The sequence below is a fragment of the Phycisphaeraceae bacterium genome (genome assembly GCA_020639155.1).
Lineage (GTDB): Bacteria > Planctomycetota > Phycisphaerae > Phycisphaerales > UBA1924 > JACKHF01.
Genome location: JACKHF010000001.1, coordinates 1357384 through 1373449, shown reverse-complemented (window position 1 = coordinate 1373449; position 16066 = coordinate 1357384). Strand labels below are relative to the sequence as shown.

Below are 16066 nucleotides of genomic sequence, written 5' to 3'. Positions count from 1 at the left end.
TACAGAGAGCGAATCAATCCACTAGCCCAGAGAGTATCTGGCTCTTTTGATTGTCCGAAGAATCAAGCCCCATCAGACACTGCTGTAATCGTCCACGCTGGGTAGGAAAGGCACTCAGCACTTCCGCAAACTGATCGACCGAGTATGCATCATTGACATACCGACGTTTGGCAAGCGTGAGCATCGCCTCCTCGTAATCATCCGCAAGTCGCCACAACACTGCATCATCCGCAAGCGAGTGTGCAATCGCTGACACAGCGATGCCTCGATCAATCAGCTTGTTTGCAACCCGAGCCTCCAGTCGTGTCGGCAACGCACCGACGACTTCTTCCCACAGCAACCCTTCCCAATGCTTTCCAGACGCAGCATCATGCAACTGGAACATGAGATCATCAATCACTATTGACGGCCTCACGGGCATCCAGTTTGTGTGCACTGCTCCAGGAAAACGATGCGATGGCGGTATCGATCCAAGAAACCGCTCGCGATCTGCCAAAATCCTTAAACTCCCGCTCGCGAGCCTTTGCTGTTGTGTGCACCGGGCGCAGCACATCGGGCAGAGGCTCCTCGTCGTCACGGTCTATCCGATCGAGAATCACCGCAATCCACGCAGCAAATCCAATGAGCAGTTCTTCCTGATAGGTTGACACAGAACTCCCTACAAACACGCGCTTCGCACGAAACTCAGAACGGCGGATCAATCCCGAACCCGAACGCGCTCTGCTGGGCGATCGTTGTTGCGCTCGGATCGATCGCGGTATCCGGATCAGCTGGCAGCAGAATGTGGAACGCTGCGCCTTTGCCTGGCGCTGACTCAAGACGCAGCACGCCGCGATGCTCTTCGACAATCCGGCGCGTCACCGCAAGGCCCAGGCCCGTGCCCTTGGTGCCCTTGGTCGTCTGGAACGGGAGGAATACCCGCTGCTGACGATCCGTGGGAATACCAGGGCCGGTATCGATAACGGTAATCTGCACGACAGCTGGTGCGTTCTCGCCTCGCGAACCCGCGGGGTGATACGACACCGATACCGTTACAGACTTCTGCGTGCCTTCGAGTGCGTCGTGCGAGCGCACCGCTTCGACCGCGTTGGTCACAAGATTCATCACCGCTTGATGGATCAGACTCCGATCAATCGGGATCGGCGGGATTTCCTGCTCGATATCAGTCATGAGCGCGATGTCGAAGCTGGCGCACTGCAGTTCGAGCAACTGCACACACTCCTCAACAATTGGTCCGACCTGCGCCAGTTCCGGCTCGATCGAACGCTCACGCGAGAACGCGAGCATGTTCATGGTCAGCCCGACGATGCGGTCGAGATTTCGCTTGAGGATGTCCCAGCCATCGCGAGCCACGCCAATGTTGTTCTTCTCAAGCCCCATGCCGACGACATCCGCACCGCCACGCAAACCCTGCAGGATGTTCTTGATGGAGTGCGACAACGACGCAACAGTGTTCCCAATCGCAACAAGACGCTCTGACTGCAGTGTCTCGTTGAGCAACTGCGCTGTTTCCATCGCGAGACCAATGTGCTGGCCGAGCGCGTTGAGCAGCGCAAGCTGCTCTTCGGTAAACGGTGTCGTCGCAATGGAACGATCGATATAGATTGCACCAAACGTGCGCCTGCCATGCACGATCGGTGAGCAAATCGCAGACTGGATCCCGAGTTTTCGCACAGAATCACCTGCGGAAAAACGCGGATCGCGCATCGCGTTTGTTGACAGTACACCCTGACCTGTGCGCACTGCATGCTGCAGGATCGTCCTGCTCACACGGATAGAGATGTCTTCCTGCTCCTTTGCGTTCTCAAGTGTTGGGATTGCAAATCGCACGATCGTTGGCTTCAATCCTTCTTCCGGCACAACACCACCGAGCAGGATAAACCCGCGCTCCGGGCGGAACTCAGCAAAGATCAGATCCATTGCTTTTCCGAGCAGTTCCTTCTGGTCGAGCGACGCTGATGTCTGCTGCGTGAGCGTGTAGATGATGCGCAGGTGCTCTGCTGCGCGCTCGGACGAAACGGGCATTGCCAGCGACATGCCCGAGCGAGGTGTTGATGACAACGTGCTCTCGATAGTCGAGTCCATCTGCGATTGCTTCAGCAGTTTGATGAAGTTACGTTCGTCGGTGTCCTCCTTGCCAAAGAGCATGAGGGTCGAACCACACCGGATGTGATCGCCAGCACGAAGCTTGGTGCGTACGTCAACTCTGACGCCATTGATCTGTGTGCCATTCTGCGACTTCAGATCACGCACCCACCAGTCGCCGTTGTCCGGCGTGAGTTCGGCGTGTCGGCGTGAGACGGTGGAGTCGGACAGCGGCAATGCCTCACTGGACCGGCCGATGAGTTGGGGCTCATCGTCGGGCAGTTCGAATCGTCGCCCGCGATCGGGGCCTTCCAGCACAGTCAGGAGCAGCATGGGTGATTGTTTCAGACACACAAGCGGCTGGCAGGGTCCGGTTGTATGTTCTGTCAGCAATAATGCTGGCCAACTCCCGTTCAAAGTCCTGATAGATAGGGCTGGAATCCACTGACAGTTCGAGATTCACCCACCGGAGCATCTACACTAACAGGCACTCATGGGCTTTTTACAGGCAAACCATCTTCGCAAATCCTTCGGCGGTCGGACCGTCGTCGACAACGTGTCCTACCACGTCGAGCGGGCGGAGATCGTCGGCCTGCTCGGTCGCAATGGTGCAGGCAAGACCACCAGCTTCCGCATGTCGATCGGCATGATCGACGCAGATGACGGACAGGTGGTCTTTGACGGGCACGATGTCTCGGGCCTGCCCATGTTCCAGCGGGCACGCCTCGGCATGGGATATCTCTCGCAGGAGCCAAGCATCTTCGGCCGCATGACGTGCGAACAGAACCTGCTTGCGATACTTGAAACGCTCCCCATTGATCGCAAAGAGCGCAAGCGTCGCGCAACCAAACTTCTGGAGCGTTTCGGATTAACACACAAAGCAAACGATCGAGCGCGCACGTGCTCCGGTGGTGAACGCCGCAAGCTTGAAATCGCGCGAGCACTCGTTACTACACCGAAGGTTATCCTGCTCGACGAGCCGTTCAGTGGCGTCGATCCGATCGCGGTCGAGGATCTGCAGAAGATCATCCGCAGACTGTGCGAAGGCGGGATCGCGTTCCTCATCACCGATCACAACGTGCAGCAAACGCTGCGCGTGTGCAACCGCGCGTATATCCTCGACAGCGGCAAGATCTTTGCGGAAGGTACGCCGAAGGCGCTTATCAACGATGAACGCGTGCGCAACGTGTATCTCGGATCGATGTTCCGAGGCGACGAGTTCGACCAGACAGACACTTCGAACACAAGCACATCTTCAACGGCGCAATCACCGCCAAAGCCACGAACAAATCCGACAGCACAGAATGGCACACATCATCCCGCACAGTCCAACGGTGCCGCACCAGCACAGCCGGCACCGACACAGATCACACCTCCACGGGCGGAAGTCGTCAAGCCGCGCACCCGCGCCAGCCAGACACGTGGAGAGACAAAGTGATACACAGCGCAGCCCACAAGGTACTTGGTCCTCTGGGCTGCGTTGCGGTATGCGTGGTGCAAACGGGATGTCTTGAGCGCATCATCACAGTCACAAGCGAGCCGCCGGGCGCGGTTGTGGAACTCAACGGCACAGATGTTGGCACAACACCCATGCAAACAGAGTTCACCTACTTTGGCGAGTACGATGTTCGCCTGCGTCATGATGGATACGAACCGATCCACACCGGTGCTACTGCACGAGCGCCGTTGTATGAGTATCCGCCCATCGATCTGATCGCAGCTGTACTGCCGTTCACGTTCCAGACAAACGTGAAGTGGCACTACGTCCTCCAGCCGGATGAAACAACAATCGACGCAACCATCGATCGCGCCCGCAAGTTCAGAACCGAATCAAACGAGCAGAACTGATCCTTTCCGACTTACTTTGGTTCGTACGCGGGGAATCCACGGCACCCATCAAGGAACCGCTCTCGGAAGCATACGTAGTCGTCGAGTGTAACGCCGCCATTCCCGTCGCAATCGGCACGCAGATCCTCGTTGTGGAAGTATTCCCACCAGCATATGTGATCCATCAGTGTCAGCGTGCGATCACGATCGCAATCCGGGATACACGATTGCGTGCAGTTCACGCATGGAACCGTTCCCGGATGCGCAAGCACAAAGGTGGCACCGCAGAATGTCTGCGATGTTGTCCATGGAGCTTCGACAGGCGGCAGAAATGTTCCAGAAATCATGTCATAGCGTTCGATCAGTCCCGGCTGATCGATCACAAAGTACGCTACATTGTTCCATATCGCGAGCGCATCCACATCCGTCTGGTCTCCACCGCCGGGTAACGGCGGATACGACGCAACCGGATAGAACTGCTCGTTGACATAGTCGATCCTGTAGAGCCCGCGCCCGTTTGGTGTGAGATCGTCATTCACCCCGTAAAGGTTCCCGGCTGTGTCAAAGTCGAGCCCGCCGATGTCCCAGTCGCTTGCTGGGTACGACCAGACAAGCTCGCACTGTGCATTCGCGGGATTGATCGTGTACAGGCCTTCGGGCCATCCGCCCGAGCCTGAGTTCCGGGTCGCGTAGATCTTTCCCTCGTGCATAGCCATTGCGACGATTGTGATTGTCGTTGTGTTCACACGCAACGTGCCGACACGGATCGGCGTATCAACCATGTTCCAGACATACAGCCCGTCAACATCGCAGAAATACACGTTGCCCGTGCGCCTGTCCTGGGTCATAGCACGAACAGCAGTGCCGCACGCAAGCGAATACCACCCCTCGGCGTAGCCCGCGCTTCCTGCGTCTTCCGGACAGAGCAGGTTAATACACTCGCCTGTGCCGTCGTCAGTACCAATCAGCAGGAACGCATCGGATCGATTCGCGATCGATGCACCGCCGTCGGCAATCGTCGCACCATACTGCGCGTAGGCACATGATGAAACGGCACACACCAAACCAAAGAACGTCTGCTGGCGCATTCCCATGCGGAAAACCATCGGCAACCAGCCATCAGAGAGAGCAGTTGGACTTCTCAGGTATCTTACCTATTTCTTCTCACCAGACCTGCTGTCCTCGTGCTCGGGAACTTCTCCCGATTTGCCAGGCTGTCGAACTGTCGCATTCTTTGCCAGCGATGTAAACGCAGCAAACCCGAACGGCTCTGCCCCGTCCGATGACACCCCGATCTCCTGGCCACGCGCAGATTGCTTGATCCGGTCCATAAGCTGGGGTGTCAGTGCGTGGAACCCACGCATCTCTTCAAGCGGAAGTGTGAAGATCTCTCCGGTCGGCGTGGTGATCTGGAACACAGTACACTCAACCGTCATGCTCAGCTCACGCTCATCTCCAGTCGTGTTCGGTCCGGCTGTCATAATCGGTTGCACATCGGCAATTGGGATTCGCTCGCCAGCGTGCGTCAGTACAGCCAGTCTGCCATCGAACATGTTGTCCTCGTCTTCATACTCGACGGATTCGACGTCGCCTGCTGCCTGCAGCAGATCGCTTGCTTCAAGTTGTGGTCTGCGCAGCGACTCTGAAGCAAGCGAGGTCAGAATCTCCCTCATCACGTTCAGCCAGAACAATGACCGGGCAGCAATTGCGTCCTGCATGGATTGAGGCTGGGCGTGATGCACCCCCACAGGTTGCGCATTGCGGCGGACCGTGTCCTGCCTTGGTCCTATACCTATATTCGCGTAGGGATCATGGCTCATGCAGGAATCGCTCCGAACGTGTGCGAACGCGGACGCGATGGTAGGTCTTGCATTCAGCGTCGTTCGCGCACCAGTTCGGCGAGTTCTTCACGAGCCTTCTCGATGTCCTTGCGGATGTCTGACACCGCTTTGCGCCACGCTGTCTCTCGCTGCGCCATAGTCGCATGCTCACCAAGTGCATGCCCCGGTGCCGGAGTGCGCACAATCTCCGGCCAGACAAGAAGACCTTGCTCAAGCCCGTTCATCGTCTCTTCAGCGCTCGTGATCTGGAACTCGACGCTCTTCTTGGTTTTCTCGATAATGCCGGAGCTCAGCCTGACCGCATCGCCACGACGACTCCGAGCGTGGTTGATATCAGATTTGGCATTTCGTGCCATCATGCCAGCAAAGTCCAGCACCTTCCGAGCCTCCCGGTTCATCTCATCAAAGTGTTCTTTGATTATGGTGGTATACCTGTTGTGATACGAGGGCATCACACTCGGATCATCGCTGTCGTATGCACCAAACGCATCAAGGATCTCGCGTTCGAGTAAATAGTCACTGCGGGGTACATATCGCGCAAAGTGCAGCGCAACAACTTGTGCCGACGAGAGTGTGACAAGGTAATCGTCTGCTGAAGCGCTCTGTGAGCTGCTATGCTGAACAACCTGCTCATGGCGAGTTGTCATCATCTGTGCTGTTGCACTCTCAGACAACTGCTCATCCTGCCCGACAAGCGAACCATCGGGAGCACGTACAAGCGAGTATGTCCCCGCTGGAACACAGATCCGTTGTGCAACTGCAGGATCGGCGCCTCGCTTTTCAAGTCGGGTCCAGGCAATGTTCATCATCTGTGCCGAGAGTGATTCCGGATCAAGCTCTTTGGGTGCAAGCTCACGGTGATGCACCGACAGATCATCACGCAGCATGGCATTCTCGTCGATCCATGCGTAATCTGCGCACAAAGACAACAACAACGCATTGACACCAAACTGTTTGTCGTGTGAATCTCGCAGGACGGCAACAATCGGAACAGATACCGAGTCGATCCTGCGTGCTATCAGCGCAGCAAGATCATCGCGTATTTCATTGCAACCAAGTTCCAGCACAAGCAAATCTGCGCCACCACGATCAACCCGATCAACTTCATCGATAATCTGGCGTGCAGTCTCACCTGTTTTCACATCGTCATTGATTCTGACGTACTGAAAGATCACCTTCGCCGAAAAATGCTGCTGCCCCGGCGCAGCCGGCACCTGCACTGGATCGGCGGGTTCCTGTTGGCCGGCGCAGATGCTGCAACACCACAGTCCCGTGGCAACAGCTGCAGCCAATCTACGCCAGCAGCAAGAAGAGACTCGATATTGTGCTCTTTGGGAGAAAATGGACACAAAGTCAGCATAGACGAACCGCGATGTGCATGCACGACGGGTAACGATGAAAATACCATAAAATCGTGATTTTGAGACATATGTTACATACCCGTGGCACAATCCAGTCTCGGCTGCTCGGGATTCGTCAATGAGAAAAGATGGCCGTCTTCCGCTTTGAACCCCAGACCGACACGCGATCCCAACGCAGGAACATCGACTCCGGGGTTGAGACAAACCGTCCATGTTCCCAGATCAGCGGGCTGGATCACATCGTCGAGGAGACGATCTGGAATTGTTTGCCCAGGTATATCCAACAGTTTGCAGCAAAGCTCAATCTGATCACCAAGATGGGCTGCCGATTGCACCACAGCACACAGTTGTCCGGATTCCAGCGGTGTGATATCAATCCTGTTTGGCCTGACGCATAAGACGACTGGTTGGGCAGCGACATCTTTGATCGTTGGTAGATCAAGAGCGATTGGATCTGTTCCAGCACGATCACATGAAAACACCATGTGCCCCGATTCGTTTCCTACGCGACCAACCAGCACATTCATAGGCGGTTCACCCACGAACCTTGCAACAAACAATGTTGCAGGTTGGCTGAAGATGTGCGCTGGCACTCCTTCCTGCTGCACCCTGCCATTGCGCATCACAATCATGTGATGCGCGAGTTGCGCTGCTTCGTGCTGGTCATGGGTGACAAGCAGTGTTGTTGGAAGTTTTAACTGCTGACCGACACCATCACGCAATGTGCGCACAAGCTGGATAGCTGCACGTTTGCGATGGGGATCAAGCGATGAGAGCGGCTCATCCAGCAGCAAAAGATCGGGCTTTGATGCGAGAGCTTTGGCAAGTGCGACACGCTGACGCTCACCCACCGACATATGTGCTGGCCTAGCCTCAAGAATATGCGATATGTCGAGTGACCTTGCAAGTGTTTCGATGTCCGGCTGCCCGTTTCGCGCATGCTTTGCGCCTATCAGGATATTTTTCTTCCCGGTCAGATGCTTATAGAGTGCGGGTGTCTGGAACACCATTGCAACCCTGTACGTATGTGGCAATGACCGAACACTGGACGGCTGCTCCGGATCGGAATGATGTCCTGTGTGATCCGTGGGGTTGAACACGAACAAGCCTGAAGTTTGCTTTTCGAGCCCTGCAATGATTCGGAGCAGGGTTGTTTTGCCACACCCGGATGGGCCGAGCACTGCGGTGCATTTGCCATCAGGAGCGACAAAGGAAACACCGTCCAGTGCGGGTGTTTCGCGCGAGCGAAAAACCCTGGTCAATGCGTTGAGCCGAAGCTCGGGCATGCTGTGACTCCGTGTGCATCGCGACTGCCGGAACGAAGCACATCGCATGTGGACAAACGTTGAGTGTATACGGACGCTCGCCGGGACGGCAGCACCGATGTTATTGTGTGCCCGCAGGGCCATATGAGAGAGAGGCATTGTGCTCGCCGTGCCCGGCGTTTCTCGGACATCTGCCCGGGAATGAAAAAACATGTACGAAAACGTCCGGCAATCCTGCAAGTTCGCAGAAGTCGGTCTGAAAACGAACCGAAGTGACACTGACAGGTTGGAGGACCAGCCGAGAACCAACCCACAACGCATCAGTATGCTGACAAACGCGAGCAATGGAGTGCGCAGCATGGAAGTAAACGAACGGACTGAGAACAAAGCATTCCGGAACGTCAAGGAGATCCTGTCGCGCCTCGACCGCTCGATTGATTCCGTTCGCAGGCAGCGTCTGGATCCTCCGGTCAGCACCAGTGCTCAGAGTGCAGCGACACCAACCGATCCACGCAGGATGCGCGCACAACCTTTGCGGCCGAGACCGATTGCGCCATCTCGTCCGGATGCGCAGAATAACTGATCCCCGGAACGCTTGCCTGCACACCGTTTGAATTCGATCTTCGAATCGGAGGACAGGCGAGGCTGCCAGGGAGACAAGACCATGTTTGGAAAACTCTTCCGAAAGCATGAGAACGATAATGACGCGCATCAGGCGCATTCCGGGAACGCTGCGCCTCCAAAGCCCGAGTTTGATGCAGGCGCGCTCAAGGAAATGTATTCCAGCAGCGTCTCAACACCAGATACTTCCACCGGAGAGGAACGCTCGCTCGCAACCTACGACAGACTCGGCGAGACACTTGTCGCGACACTCACAGCACGAACACTTTCCGGACCGGAAGCTTCCGCGTGCGTTGCCGAGCTTCTTGAGAACCTTCGCGGCCCGTCCGGTACCTGTACACACGTCGTGCTCGATCTTCAGAATGTCGAGTACATGGACTCGGCTTGCATTGGTGTGCTCGTCGAGCTTCTGACACGTCTTCAGCAGGTCGGCGGACAGATCGCGCTTGTCAACGCTGACCCGAACGTCGAATACCTCTTCAAGCTCACTCGCCTTGACCGGCTCTTCCCAATCTGTCGTGACGTGATGAAAGCAATCGAGGTCGTCGAGCGCGCCGCGTAGTCCAGCGAGTCTACGCTTGCGTGTGAAACTCGCGGTTGTCATTCCTGTCTATAACGAACGTGACACGGTCGCAGCGCTTGTCGCGCGTGTGCAGGAGGTGCTGCCACCGTACGAGCCGCAGAGGATTCAATCGGATCCAGATGCCCCGGCTATCAGGACACGTATTCAGCGCATGATTGTTCTGGTTGATGACGCATCAGTTGATGGCACCAGCAACATCATCGACACGCTCGGCGAACAGAAGGATGTGCACGTCAGACGGCACACACGGAACCAGGGCAAGGGTGCTGCGCTGCGTACAGGATTCATTGCAGCGCTCGAACTGGGTGCCGATGTTGCGATCGTGCAGGATGCCGATCTTGAATACGACCCCGCAGAGCACGAGATCGTCCTCGCGCCGATCCTGCAGGGCAAGGCAGACGCAGTGATCGGGTCCCGGTTCATCGGCGGCACACACCGCGTGCTGTACTACTGGCACGCTGTGGGCAACCGTGTCATCACCACGTTCTCGAACATGCTCACCAACCTGAACCTGACGGACGTGGAGTGCTGCTTCAAGGCGTTCTCGCGCGATGTGTTGACGCTGCTTGATACGCAGGAAAATCGGTTTGGCATTGAGCCGGAGTTTGTCGCAAAGCTCGCTCGCATGCGACTGCCCACAGCGCTGCAGGATGACCTTCCCGATACACCTCAGGTTGTTCGCGATGCAAAGTCGCTCCAGACACGCCACGCACGCATCTTCGAGGTGCCCGTGAGCTACGCGGGCAGAACCTACGCAGAGGGCAAGAAGATCACCTGGCGCGACGGGTTCCGCGCGATGTGGTGCATTGTGAAGTACAACATGTTTCGGTGAGCACAAACACTATTTCGCTGCAACTGCTTGCTCCGGCTCTTTCAGCTCGATACGGACGCGCCCGACGCGGGTGGGCTCTGCCTCGATAATCGTGATGTGCAGCTTCTCGAACTGGAAGGACTCTCCCACCGCGGGGATGCGTCCGAGCGTGGTCATCACGAACCCGCCCACTGTGTCGTAATCGTCCGACTCGGGGAGCGCGACGCCGAGCGGCTCGAGTTCGTCGTTGGCATCGTCGACCTCCTCGCGCGCGTCGATCTCGGCAACACCACGAGACAGATCAACATCCACGTACATCTCGTCTGGTTCCGGCTCCTCGTACTCGTCCTGTATCTCGCCGAAGATCTCCTCGATGATGTCCTCGATCGTGACAAGCCCGGACGTGCCGCCATACTCGTCTGCGATCATCGCGATATGCACGCGAGACGCGAGCAGTTCGGCGAGCAGTTCACGGATGGTCTTTGTTTCCGGCACGAACACCGCGGGACGCAGGATGTCCTTGAGCGCGAAGGGATGCGAAGGTGAGCCGGAGTGTCGCCCAAGCGGGCCAGCATCGGCAAGCCAGTGCAGCAGATCCTTCACATAGAAGATGCCCACGATATGGTCGAGATCGCCCTCGTACACCGGGATGCGTGAGTGGTGCTTCTCGCGCGCGATACGCGTGATCTCGCCGAGATCATCGGTCAGCTCGATCGCTTCTATCTCGGTTCGCGGCGTCATGATGGACTCGACGGTGGTCGCTTTGAACTCGAGCACAGCCTCGATCATGTCGCGTTCGTCCTCGTCGTACGCGCCATCACGCTCGCCGTCTTCGAGCACAGAAAGTACCTCTGCATCACGCAGCTCCTGCTCGTCTGCCTCGTGACGGCCCGCGAGTCTGCGCACGATCTCATTGAGGATCGCTGACACATGCGTGAGCGGCCAGAACACGATGGCGCACGCACGGATCAACGGCGAGAACGAATACACGACAACTTCCGCAGCGTGTTCCGCCACCGCGATCGGGATCACCGTGCCGAGCACCCACACAAAGAACGACGAGAGTAAGAGCCCCAGCAGAAGCTCGGTCCAACCCGGCGCAGCAACGCCCCGCATGTGCCAGACCCAGCCGACAAAGAGAATCGTCGCAAACAGGTTCATCAGCACGCGCGGCAAACCCAGCGCGGCTGAGTGCTCGTCCGTGGTATCGAGAATCTTTCCGATGAGCTTTGTTTTATGTGGCTTGTTGCGCACCTGCGCTCGAGCTTCCAGCGTCGAACGCACAACCTCACGAACAGACAACTGCAGCATCGCCAGCACAGAACCGGCAATAACACACACAATCGCAAGCCAGATGGTGTACGGGGAGTTCAGCGTCATGCGCCCGCTCCCTCGCGTTCACCTGAGTACACGCGACCAATTCCAATCGCAGACAGCACACGATCCTCTTCTGCGTGGATCGCACGCGCATCCTCGTCAGTGTGGTCGTCAAACCCAAGACAGTGCAGCACACCGTGCACTATGTACAGTGTGAGTTCGTGGGTCACGGGATGTCCACGCTGAGCAACCTGTCTGCAGGCCTCATCAACACAGATCAGCAGATCAACATCAAGATCGCACGCACCGTTGTCGTTCTCGCTCATGTCGAAGGTCAGGACGTCTGTCGTGCCGGGGACATTCGAGTACTGCTCGTGTGCAGCGGCCATCTCGGTATCAGCCACCAGCTTTGCACGAACAGAGCCGGTTGTGTTCAGCACCTCAAGAGCGCATGCGCACATCCTGGAAAGTTCTTCGCGCTGAGCAGCGTCGAGAAGACCGTGCGGATCGGCGAGTTCTATCGCCGCCCCGGATGGGCTTCCTTTGTGTGCGTTCGCAGCCGCGCCAGTGTGGCGCCCGGAAGGTCGGGGTTCGGCCGGTTCAGACGGAGGTTCGGTTGTACTTGGGGGCTCATCCATCAATCGCAACGGGCAGCCTGAAGTCCGGCTGCACAATCCTCCGAGTCGCCATCGGCTCGCCCACAGTTGGGTGCCGACGGCGCATAGCGCGGCTTGATTATATCGTCAGATCAACGGATCGGATCCCCTCTGTGCCCGTGAATGTTTGGTTATTTGTACCAATAGCAGGTTCGTTCGGGTGTCGGGAGGGTGTGATAGCCCGGATATCTCGCATGATGCCGGTCGGCCGAATATCCTCCTGACGCCATGACTTCGAGCGCAACCTTGCAATCCAAGCCAAGATCCGGCTGGCGTATCCCGTGGACGCTGTGGCGGCAACTGTTTATCGAACTCGGACGGGCCACGCTCATCACGTCGCTGGTGCTGGTCGCCATTGTGGCGTTTGCTATCACAGCCAAGTTCTTTGCCGATGGTAAACTCGGTCCGGTTGACACTGTGAAGTTCATGCTGCTGGCATCGGTGCCCATGCTGCAATACGCGCTCCCGTTTGCTGCTGGGTTTGCCGCGACGATGGTCTACTACCGCATGAGTCAGGACAACGAAGTGCTGGCGTGTTATGCCGGAGGAATGAGCCGGCGCATGATACTTGTGCCTGCGCTTGTCACCGGTGCTGCGCTCATGATCGTGCTGACTGTGCTCATCCAGTCCATCATCCCTCGGTTTCTGCTGACGATGGAACGCATGGCACAGTCGCAGGTCGCATCGGTCATCCAGAACGCGGTCGAGCAGGGTGAAGGCATTGAGTTCGGCAAGCTGCGGCTGTATGCAGATCAGGTGCGCAGGCTCCCAACTGGGAGCGGCGAAGATGATCCTGATGTGAGGCTGCAACTCTTCGGTGTTGTTGCACTTGTGCTCAACTCCGAGGGCAATGTGCGCACCGATGTTTCCGCGCGTGCTGCGGTTGTTGAGATCGACACCGACCAGGAGGACAGTTCCGGCAGGCAGGGATCAGTTGTTGCGTTCTCGCTTGATGACGCGATGGTGTACCGGGATAACTTCTTCGGGCTGAAGCCGGCGCAGCTGGACCGTGTTGTCGAGTTCATCCCCGTCGCGAGCACGGACGATCCGAAGTTCCTGACATATACCGAGTTAAACCATCTCCGCGATCAACCCGACAAGATGAACTTCATCCGCCAGCGGTCACGCGATCTCGCGTACCACCTCGGCTGGCGTGAAGTTGAGATGCAAATTGCCGACGATCTGAAAAAGACCGGGCAGGCAGTGCTCAAGGCCTCGTCTGAAGGATTTCGATCACAGACAACGACGGTCACAATTCATGCACAGCGCATCCAGTGGGATCAGGAGCATATGCGCTACCGCATCATTCCACCTCGAGGCGAATCGGAGATCGGCATCGAGCGCGTCGATGGCGATGAGTCCCCAATCAAAATGCTCACAAAGAACGCATGGTTGGAGGCCGACTTTGGCAACGCGGATGTCAACCAGCGGAACATGACACTCAAGCTGGGTCTTGACGATTATCAGGTGACCGAGGACGCAGGCCTGCCCGGCGCACGCATGCTGCAGCTCGTCATCGATGGATTGCGTCCGAAGGAGGATCCTGTCCCCGGACTTCTTGACAGTACTGCTTTCGAGCTTATCGCAAAGGCAGATCCCCGCATCAATGCTGATCCACCGGACTCATTCCTGATCCCGCCGACCAAGGAACTGAAACGCCGTATCACAGATCTGAATCGTGAGATCTTCTCCAAGCAGCACGAACGCATTGCGTATGCGGCCGCATGTCTCGTGATGGTGCTCGCAGGCGCAGCACTAGCCCTGCGACTAAAAGAGAAACTCCCGCTCGTTGTGTACCTGTGGAGTTTCTTCCCAGCGGTCATCGCGGTGGTCACCATCAGCGCTGGACAACAGATGACACACCAGACCGGTACGGCTGGACTCCTTCTTCTGTGGGGCGGTGTTGCGGGATTGCTCGCATACACCATCGGCTCACTTCTGACCGTGCGAGCCCAATGACAGACGTGGACCACACGCAGGCCATATCCCGTGCTGTGCGCACCATTGTGCTGATCGCTGTCGTCGCATGTCTTGCGCGTCTGATCTATCTCGCGTTTCTCTGCCCGTACACACTCATTGAGGACGAGGCACATTACTGGGAATGGTCTCGCAGGCTTGACTGGAGCTACTACTCCAAGGGGCCTGGAATCGCCGTGCTTATTCGCGCATCCACCGAGTTCTTTCACCTCTTCGGGATGGAAAAAACAGAACTCGCCGTACGTGCTCCCGCTGCCATCTTTGGGAGCGTGCTCGTCATTGCAGTCGGGCTGCTCGCACTGCGCACTACACGGAACGCACACGCGGGCATTATCGCAGCTGTGCTTGTGCTGTTCACTCCTGCATTTCAGGCAAGTGCTCTCCTAATGACGATCGATGGTCCATTCCTTGCATGCTGGGCCCTTGCGCTGCTCTTCGCATGGATGTCGCTGTGTGAGAAAGGTCGATGGTCGTGGATCGGACTTGGTGCTGCGATCGGCTTCGGCACACTCATCAAGCACACGATGCTGCTGATCCTGCCCGGGCTTGCACTCTTTGCTCTGTTTGCGCTGCTGAGAAAGCGCAATCGTAACACAAGGACATTCGATCTTGCGCCAACGTGGCAGCGATGGGCTGCGTCGTGCGTGACAGTTGTTCTCGTCTCATTTGCACCAATGGTCATCTGGAACGCCCAGCATGACTGGGACACGCTGCGCCACCTGCTCGGACACCTTGGGTCGGTCGGCGAATCACTCGGCGGTGACATACACACAACATCTCGATCATCCGCGCCAAAGACAGCTTACTCACCGATGTGGACGCTCGAACTCGTCGGCATGCAGGTGGCGCTGCTCGGTGGTGTTTTTATAGTTGCAGTCTACGGCGCGTTCACATTCCTGCGCAGAAGGAATCTGCTCTCAGACACGCTCGCAAAGACGGGATGCTGGTTCCTGCTGCTCGCAGGCTTGCCCGTGTTTGTGCTGTACCTTGGTGTGACATTCGTGACGCGTGCTGAAGGCAACTGGCCGATCGCAGGGTGGATCAGCCTGATCGCGATCGGCGCATGGGGTGTTGCCGATGCGAAGAGGAAGCTTGCGCAGCGAATCAGTGCGAATGCATCATCTCACGGGCGCATGAAGCAATGGAAGCCGGAGTTCCACAGGCACGCTGCCTATGCAATCACGATCGTTGTCGGCATCGTCTCGGGCATCGGCATGCTGAGGCTTGATCTGATTGCAAAGCTTCCTGGCATGGCGTGGATCCCACTGGGACGCGCCATGAACGCGGATGTCTACGCGAAAGAAGTGCAGCAGGCGCTCGATGAACTACGGACAGAGACCGGGCAGGAGCCGTTCTTCCTTGCGCAGCACTACGGGCGCGCGAGCCAGATGGCGTTTTATCTGCCCAGCCAGCCGACCGTGTACTGCGCCTCAAGCAAGATGGCGGGCAGACGAACGCAGTACGACCTGTGGGACGAGACAAACCTCGACAATCCCGACGTCATCGAGCGACTGCTCGGCAGGCCCGCGATCGTCCTCGGCGGCTCGCCCGAAACACAGGAACAGTACGAGTACGCGTTCGAGATTGTTGTTCCCATCGAGCAGTTCAAGGGCGAGCACAAGAAGGGCAGAACACCGTTCAAAGCATATGGGTTCCACGGGTTTCGATAAGCCGTGTGTGACACGTAATAACATCCAGGAACTGCAGTCTCCGGGCTTTATG

The 16066-nt window shown here is 57.2% G+C and carries 16 protein-coding genes; 7 read left to right on the top strand and 9 right to left on the bottom strand.

What is annotated here, in order from left to right:
- Positions 1-13 precede the first annotated feature (13 nt).
- Genes H6815_05865 through H6815_05855 form a run of 3 tightly spaced genes read right to left on the bottom strand, consistent with a single transcriptional unit; the run spans position 14 to position 2418 of the window.
- On the bottom strand, positions 14-400 hold the full coding sequence (locus H6815_05865; protein ID MCB9859965.1) for a hypothetical protein: 387 nt from the start codon (positions 398-400) through the stop codon (positions 14-16).
- On the bottom strand, positions 393-701 hold the full coding sequence (locus H6815_05860; protein ID MCB9859964.1) for a hypothetical protein: 309 nt from the start codon (positions 699-701) through the stop codon (positions 393-395). Before H6815_05860 ends, H6815_05865 begins: the two co-directional genes overlap by 8 nt.
- Positions 685-2418 (bottom strand): FHA domain-containing protein, encoded by a 1734-nt coding sequence (locus H6815_05855; protein ID MCB9859963.1) that lies wholly within the window; start codon positions 2416-2418, stop codon positions 685-687. Before H6815_05855 ends, H6815_05860 begins: the two co-directional genes overlap by 17 nt.
- A gap of 160 nt (positions 2419-2578) precedes the next feature.
- On the opposite strand from H6815_05855, the gene lptB reads away from it, so the two are divergent.
- The gene (gene lptB / locus H6815_05850) at positions 2579-3523 is read left to right on the top strand and encodes an LPS export ABC transporter ATP-binding protein (GenBank protein ID MCB9859962.1); all 945 of its coding nucleotides are present in this window, start codon (positions 2579-2581) and stop codon (positions 3521-3523) included.
- Positions 3520-3933, top strand: coding sequence for a PEGA domain-containing protein (locus H6815_05845; GenBank protein MCB9859961.1), 414 nt, complete (start codon positions 3520-3522; stop codon positions 3931-3933). The genes lptB and H6815_05845 overlap by 4 nt, the downstream gene beginning before the upstream one ends.
- 11 nt (positions 3934-3944) lie before the next feature.
- Here the strand turns inward: H6815_05845 and H6815_05840 are convergent, their stop codons facing one another.
- The 4 genes from H6815_05840 to H6815_05825 form a co-directional block, all read right to left on the bottom strand.
- On the bottom strand, positions 3945-5006 hold the full coding sequence (locus H6815_05840) for a hypothetical protein (protein MCB9859960.1): 1062 nt from the start codon (positions 5004-5006) through the stop codon (positions 3945-3947).
- Positions 5007-5066: 60 nt separating this feature from the next.
- Positions 5067-5732: a hypothetical protein gene (locus H6815_05835; protein MCB9859959.1), complete on the bottom strand. Its 666-nt coding sequence runs from the start codon at positions 5730-5732 to the stop codon at positions 5067-5069.
- Positions 5733-5785: 53 nt separating this feature from the next.
- On the bottom strand, positions 5786-6973 hold the full coding sequence (locus H6815_05830; protein ID MCB9859958.1) for a hypothetical protein: 1188 nt from the start codon (positions 6971-6973) through the stop codon (positions 5786-5788).
- Positions 6974-7185: 212 nt separating this feature from the next.
- Complete coding sequence (locus H6815_05825) at positions 7186-8400, bottom strand: ABC transporter ATP-binding protein (GenBank protein ID MCB9859957.1); 1215 nt, start codon at positions 8398-8400, stop codon at positions 7186-7188.
- A 337-nt stretch (positions 8401-8737) separates the two neighbouring features.
- Here H6815_05825 and H6815_05820 point away from each other — a divergent pair, with 337 nt between their 5' ends.
- The 3 genes from H6815_05820 to H6815_05810 all read left to right on the top strand — a co-directional run bounded on the left by H6815_05820 (position 8738) and on the right by H6815_05810 (position 10415).
- A complete protein-coding gene (locus H6815_05820; GenBank protein MCB9859956.1) occupies positions 8738-8962 on the top strand; it encodes a hypothetical protein in 225 nt (74 codons plus the stop codon).
- A gap of 81 nt (positions 8963-9043) precedes the next feature.
- Complete coding sequence (locus H6815_05815; protein ID MCB9859955.1) at positions 9044-9562, top strand: STAS domain-containing protein; 519 nt, start codon at positions 9044-9046, stop codon at positions 9560-9562.
- A gap of 22 nt (positions 9563-9584) precedes the next feature.
- Positions 9585-10415 carry a glycosyltransferase family 2 protein gene (locus tag H6815_05810; protein ID MCB9859954.1) on the top strand — a complete coding sequence of 277 codons (831 nt, stop codon included), beginning with the start codon at positions 9585-9587 and terminating at the stop codon, positions 10413-10415.
- Positions 10416-10424: 9 nt separating this feature from the next.
- Here the strand turns inward: H6815_05810 and H6815_05805 are convergent, their stop codons facing one another.
- Positions 10425-11774 carry an HlyC/CorC family transporter gene (locus tag H6815_05805; protein MCB9859953.1) on the bottom strand — a complete coding sequence of 450 codons (1350 nt, stop codon included), beginning with the start codon at positions 11772-11774 and terminating at the stop codon, positions 10425-10427.
- Positions 11771-12349, bottom strand: coding sequence for an rRNA maturation RNase YbeY (gene ybeY / locus H6815_05800; protein ID MCB9859952.1), 579 nt, complete (start codon positions 12347-12349; stop codon positions 11771-11773). The genes H6815_05805 and ybeY overlap by 4 nt, the downstream gene beginning before the upstream one ends.
- A 246-nt stretch (positions 12350-12595) precedes the next feature.
- Here ybeY and H6815_05795 point away from each other — a divergent pair, with 246 nt between their 5' ends.
- Both H6815_05795 and H6815_05790 read left to right on the top strand, forming a co-directional pair.
- Entirely contained in the window at positions 12596-14326 is a 1731-nt protein-coding gene (locus tag H6815_05795) for an LptF/LptG family permease (protein MCB9859951.1), read from the top strand.
- Positions 14323-16014: a glycosyltransferase family 39 protein gene (locus tag H6815_05790; protein MCB9859950.1), complete on the top strand. Its 1692-nt coding sequence runs from the start codon at positions 14323-14325 to the stop codon at positions 16012-16014. The genes H6815_05795 and H6815_05790 overlap by 4 nt, the downstream gene beginning before the upstream one ends.
- The last annotated feature ends 52 nt before the right edge of the window (positions 16015-16066 follow it).

What these genes read in the sequence shown, in the direction of transcription:
- H6815_05855 (MCB9859963.1), bottom strand. Translation starts at nt 2,418, where the DNA reads ATGCTGCTCCTGACTGTGCTGGAAGGCCCCGATCGCGGGCGACGATTC.
- lptB (MCB9859962.1), top strand. Translation starts at nt 2,579, where the DNA reads ATGGGCTTTTTACAGGCAAACCATCTTCGCAAATCCTTCGGCGGTCGG.
- H6815_05840 (MCB9859960.1), bottom strand. Translation starts at nt 5,006, where the DNA reads ATGGGAATGCGCCAGCAGACGTTCTTTGGTTTGGTGTGTGCCGTTTCA.
- H6815_05835 (MCB9859959.1), bottom strand. Translation starts at nt 5,732, where the DNA reads ATGAGCCATGATCCCTACGCGAATATAGGTATAGGACCAAGGCAGGAC.
- H6815_05825 (MCB9859957.1), bottom strand. Translation starts at nt 8,400, where the DNA reads ATGCCCGAGCTTCGGCTCAACGCATTGACCAGGGTTTTTCGCTCGCGC.
- H6815_05820 (MCB9859956.1), top strand. Translation starts at nt 8,738, where the DNA reads ATGGAAGTAAACGAACGGACTGAGAACAAAGCATTCCGGAACGTCAAG.
- H6815_05815 (MCB9859955.1), top strand. Translation starts at nt 9,044, where the DNA reads ATGTTTGGAAAACTCTTCCGAAAGCATGAGAACGATAATGACGCGCAT.
- H6815_05805 (MCB9859953.1), bottom strand. Translation starts at nt 11,774, where the DNA reads ATGACGCTGAACTCCCCGTACACCATCTGGCTTGCGATTGTGTGTGTT.
- ybeY (MCB9859952.1), bottom strand. Translation starts at nt 12,349, where the DNA reads ATGGATGAGCCCCCAAGTACAACCGAACCTCCGTCTGAACCGGCCGAA.
- H6815_05795 (MCB9859951.1), top strand. Translation starts at nt 12,596, where the DNA reads ATGACTTCGAGCGCAACCTTGCAATCCAAGCCAAGATCCGGCTGGCGT.
- H6815_05790 (MCB9859950.1), top strand. Translation starts at nt 14,323, where the DNA reads ATGACAGACGTGGACCACACGCAGGCCATATCCCGTGCTGTGCGCACC.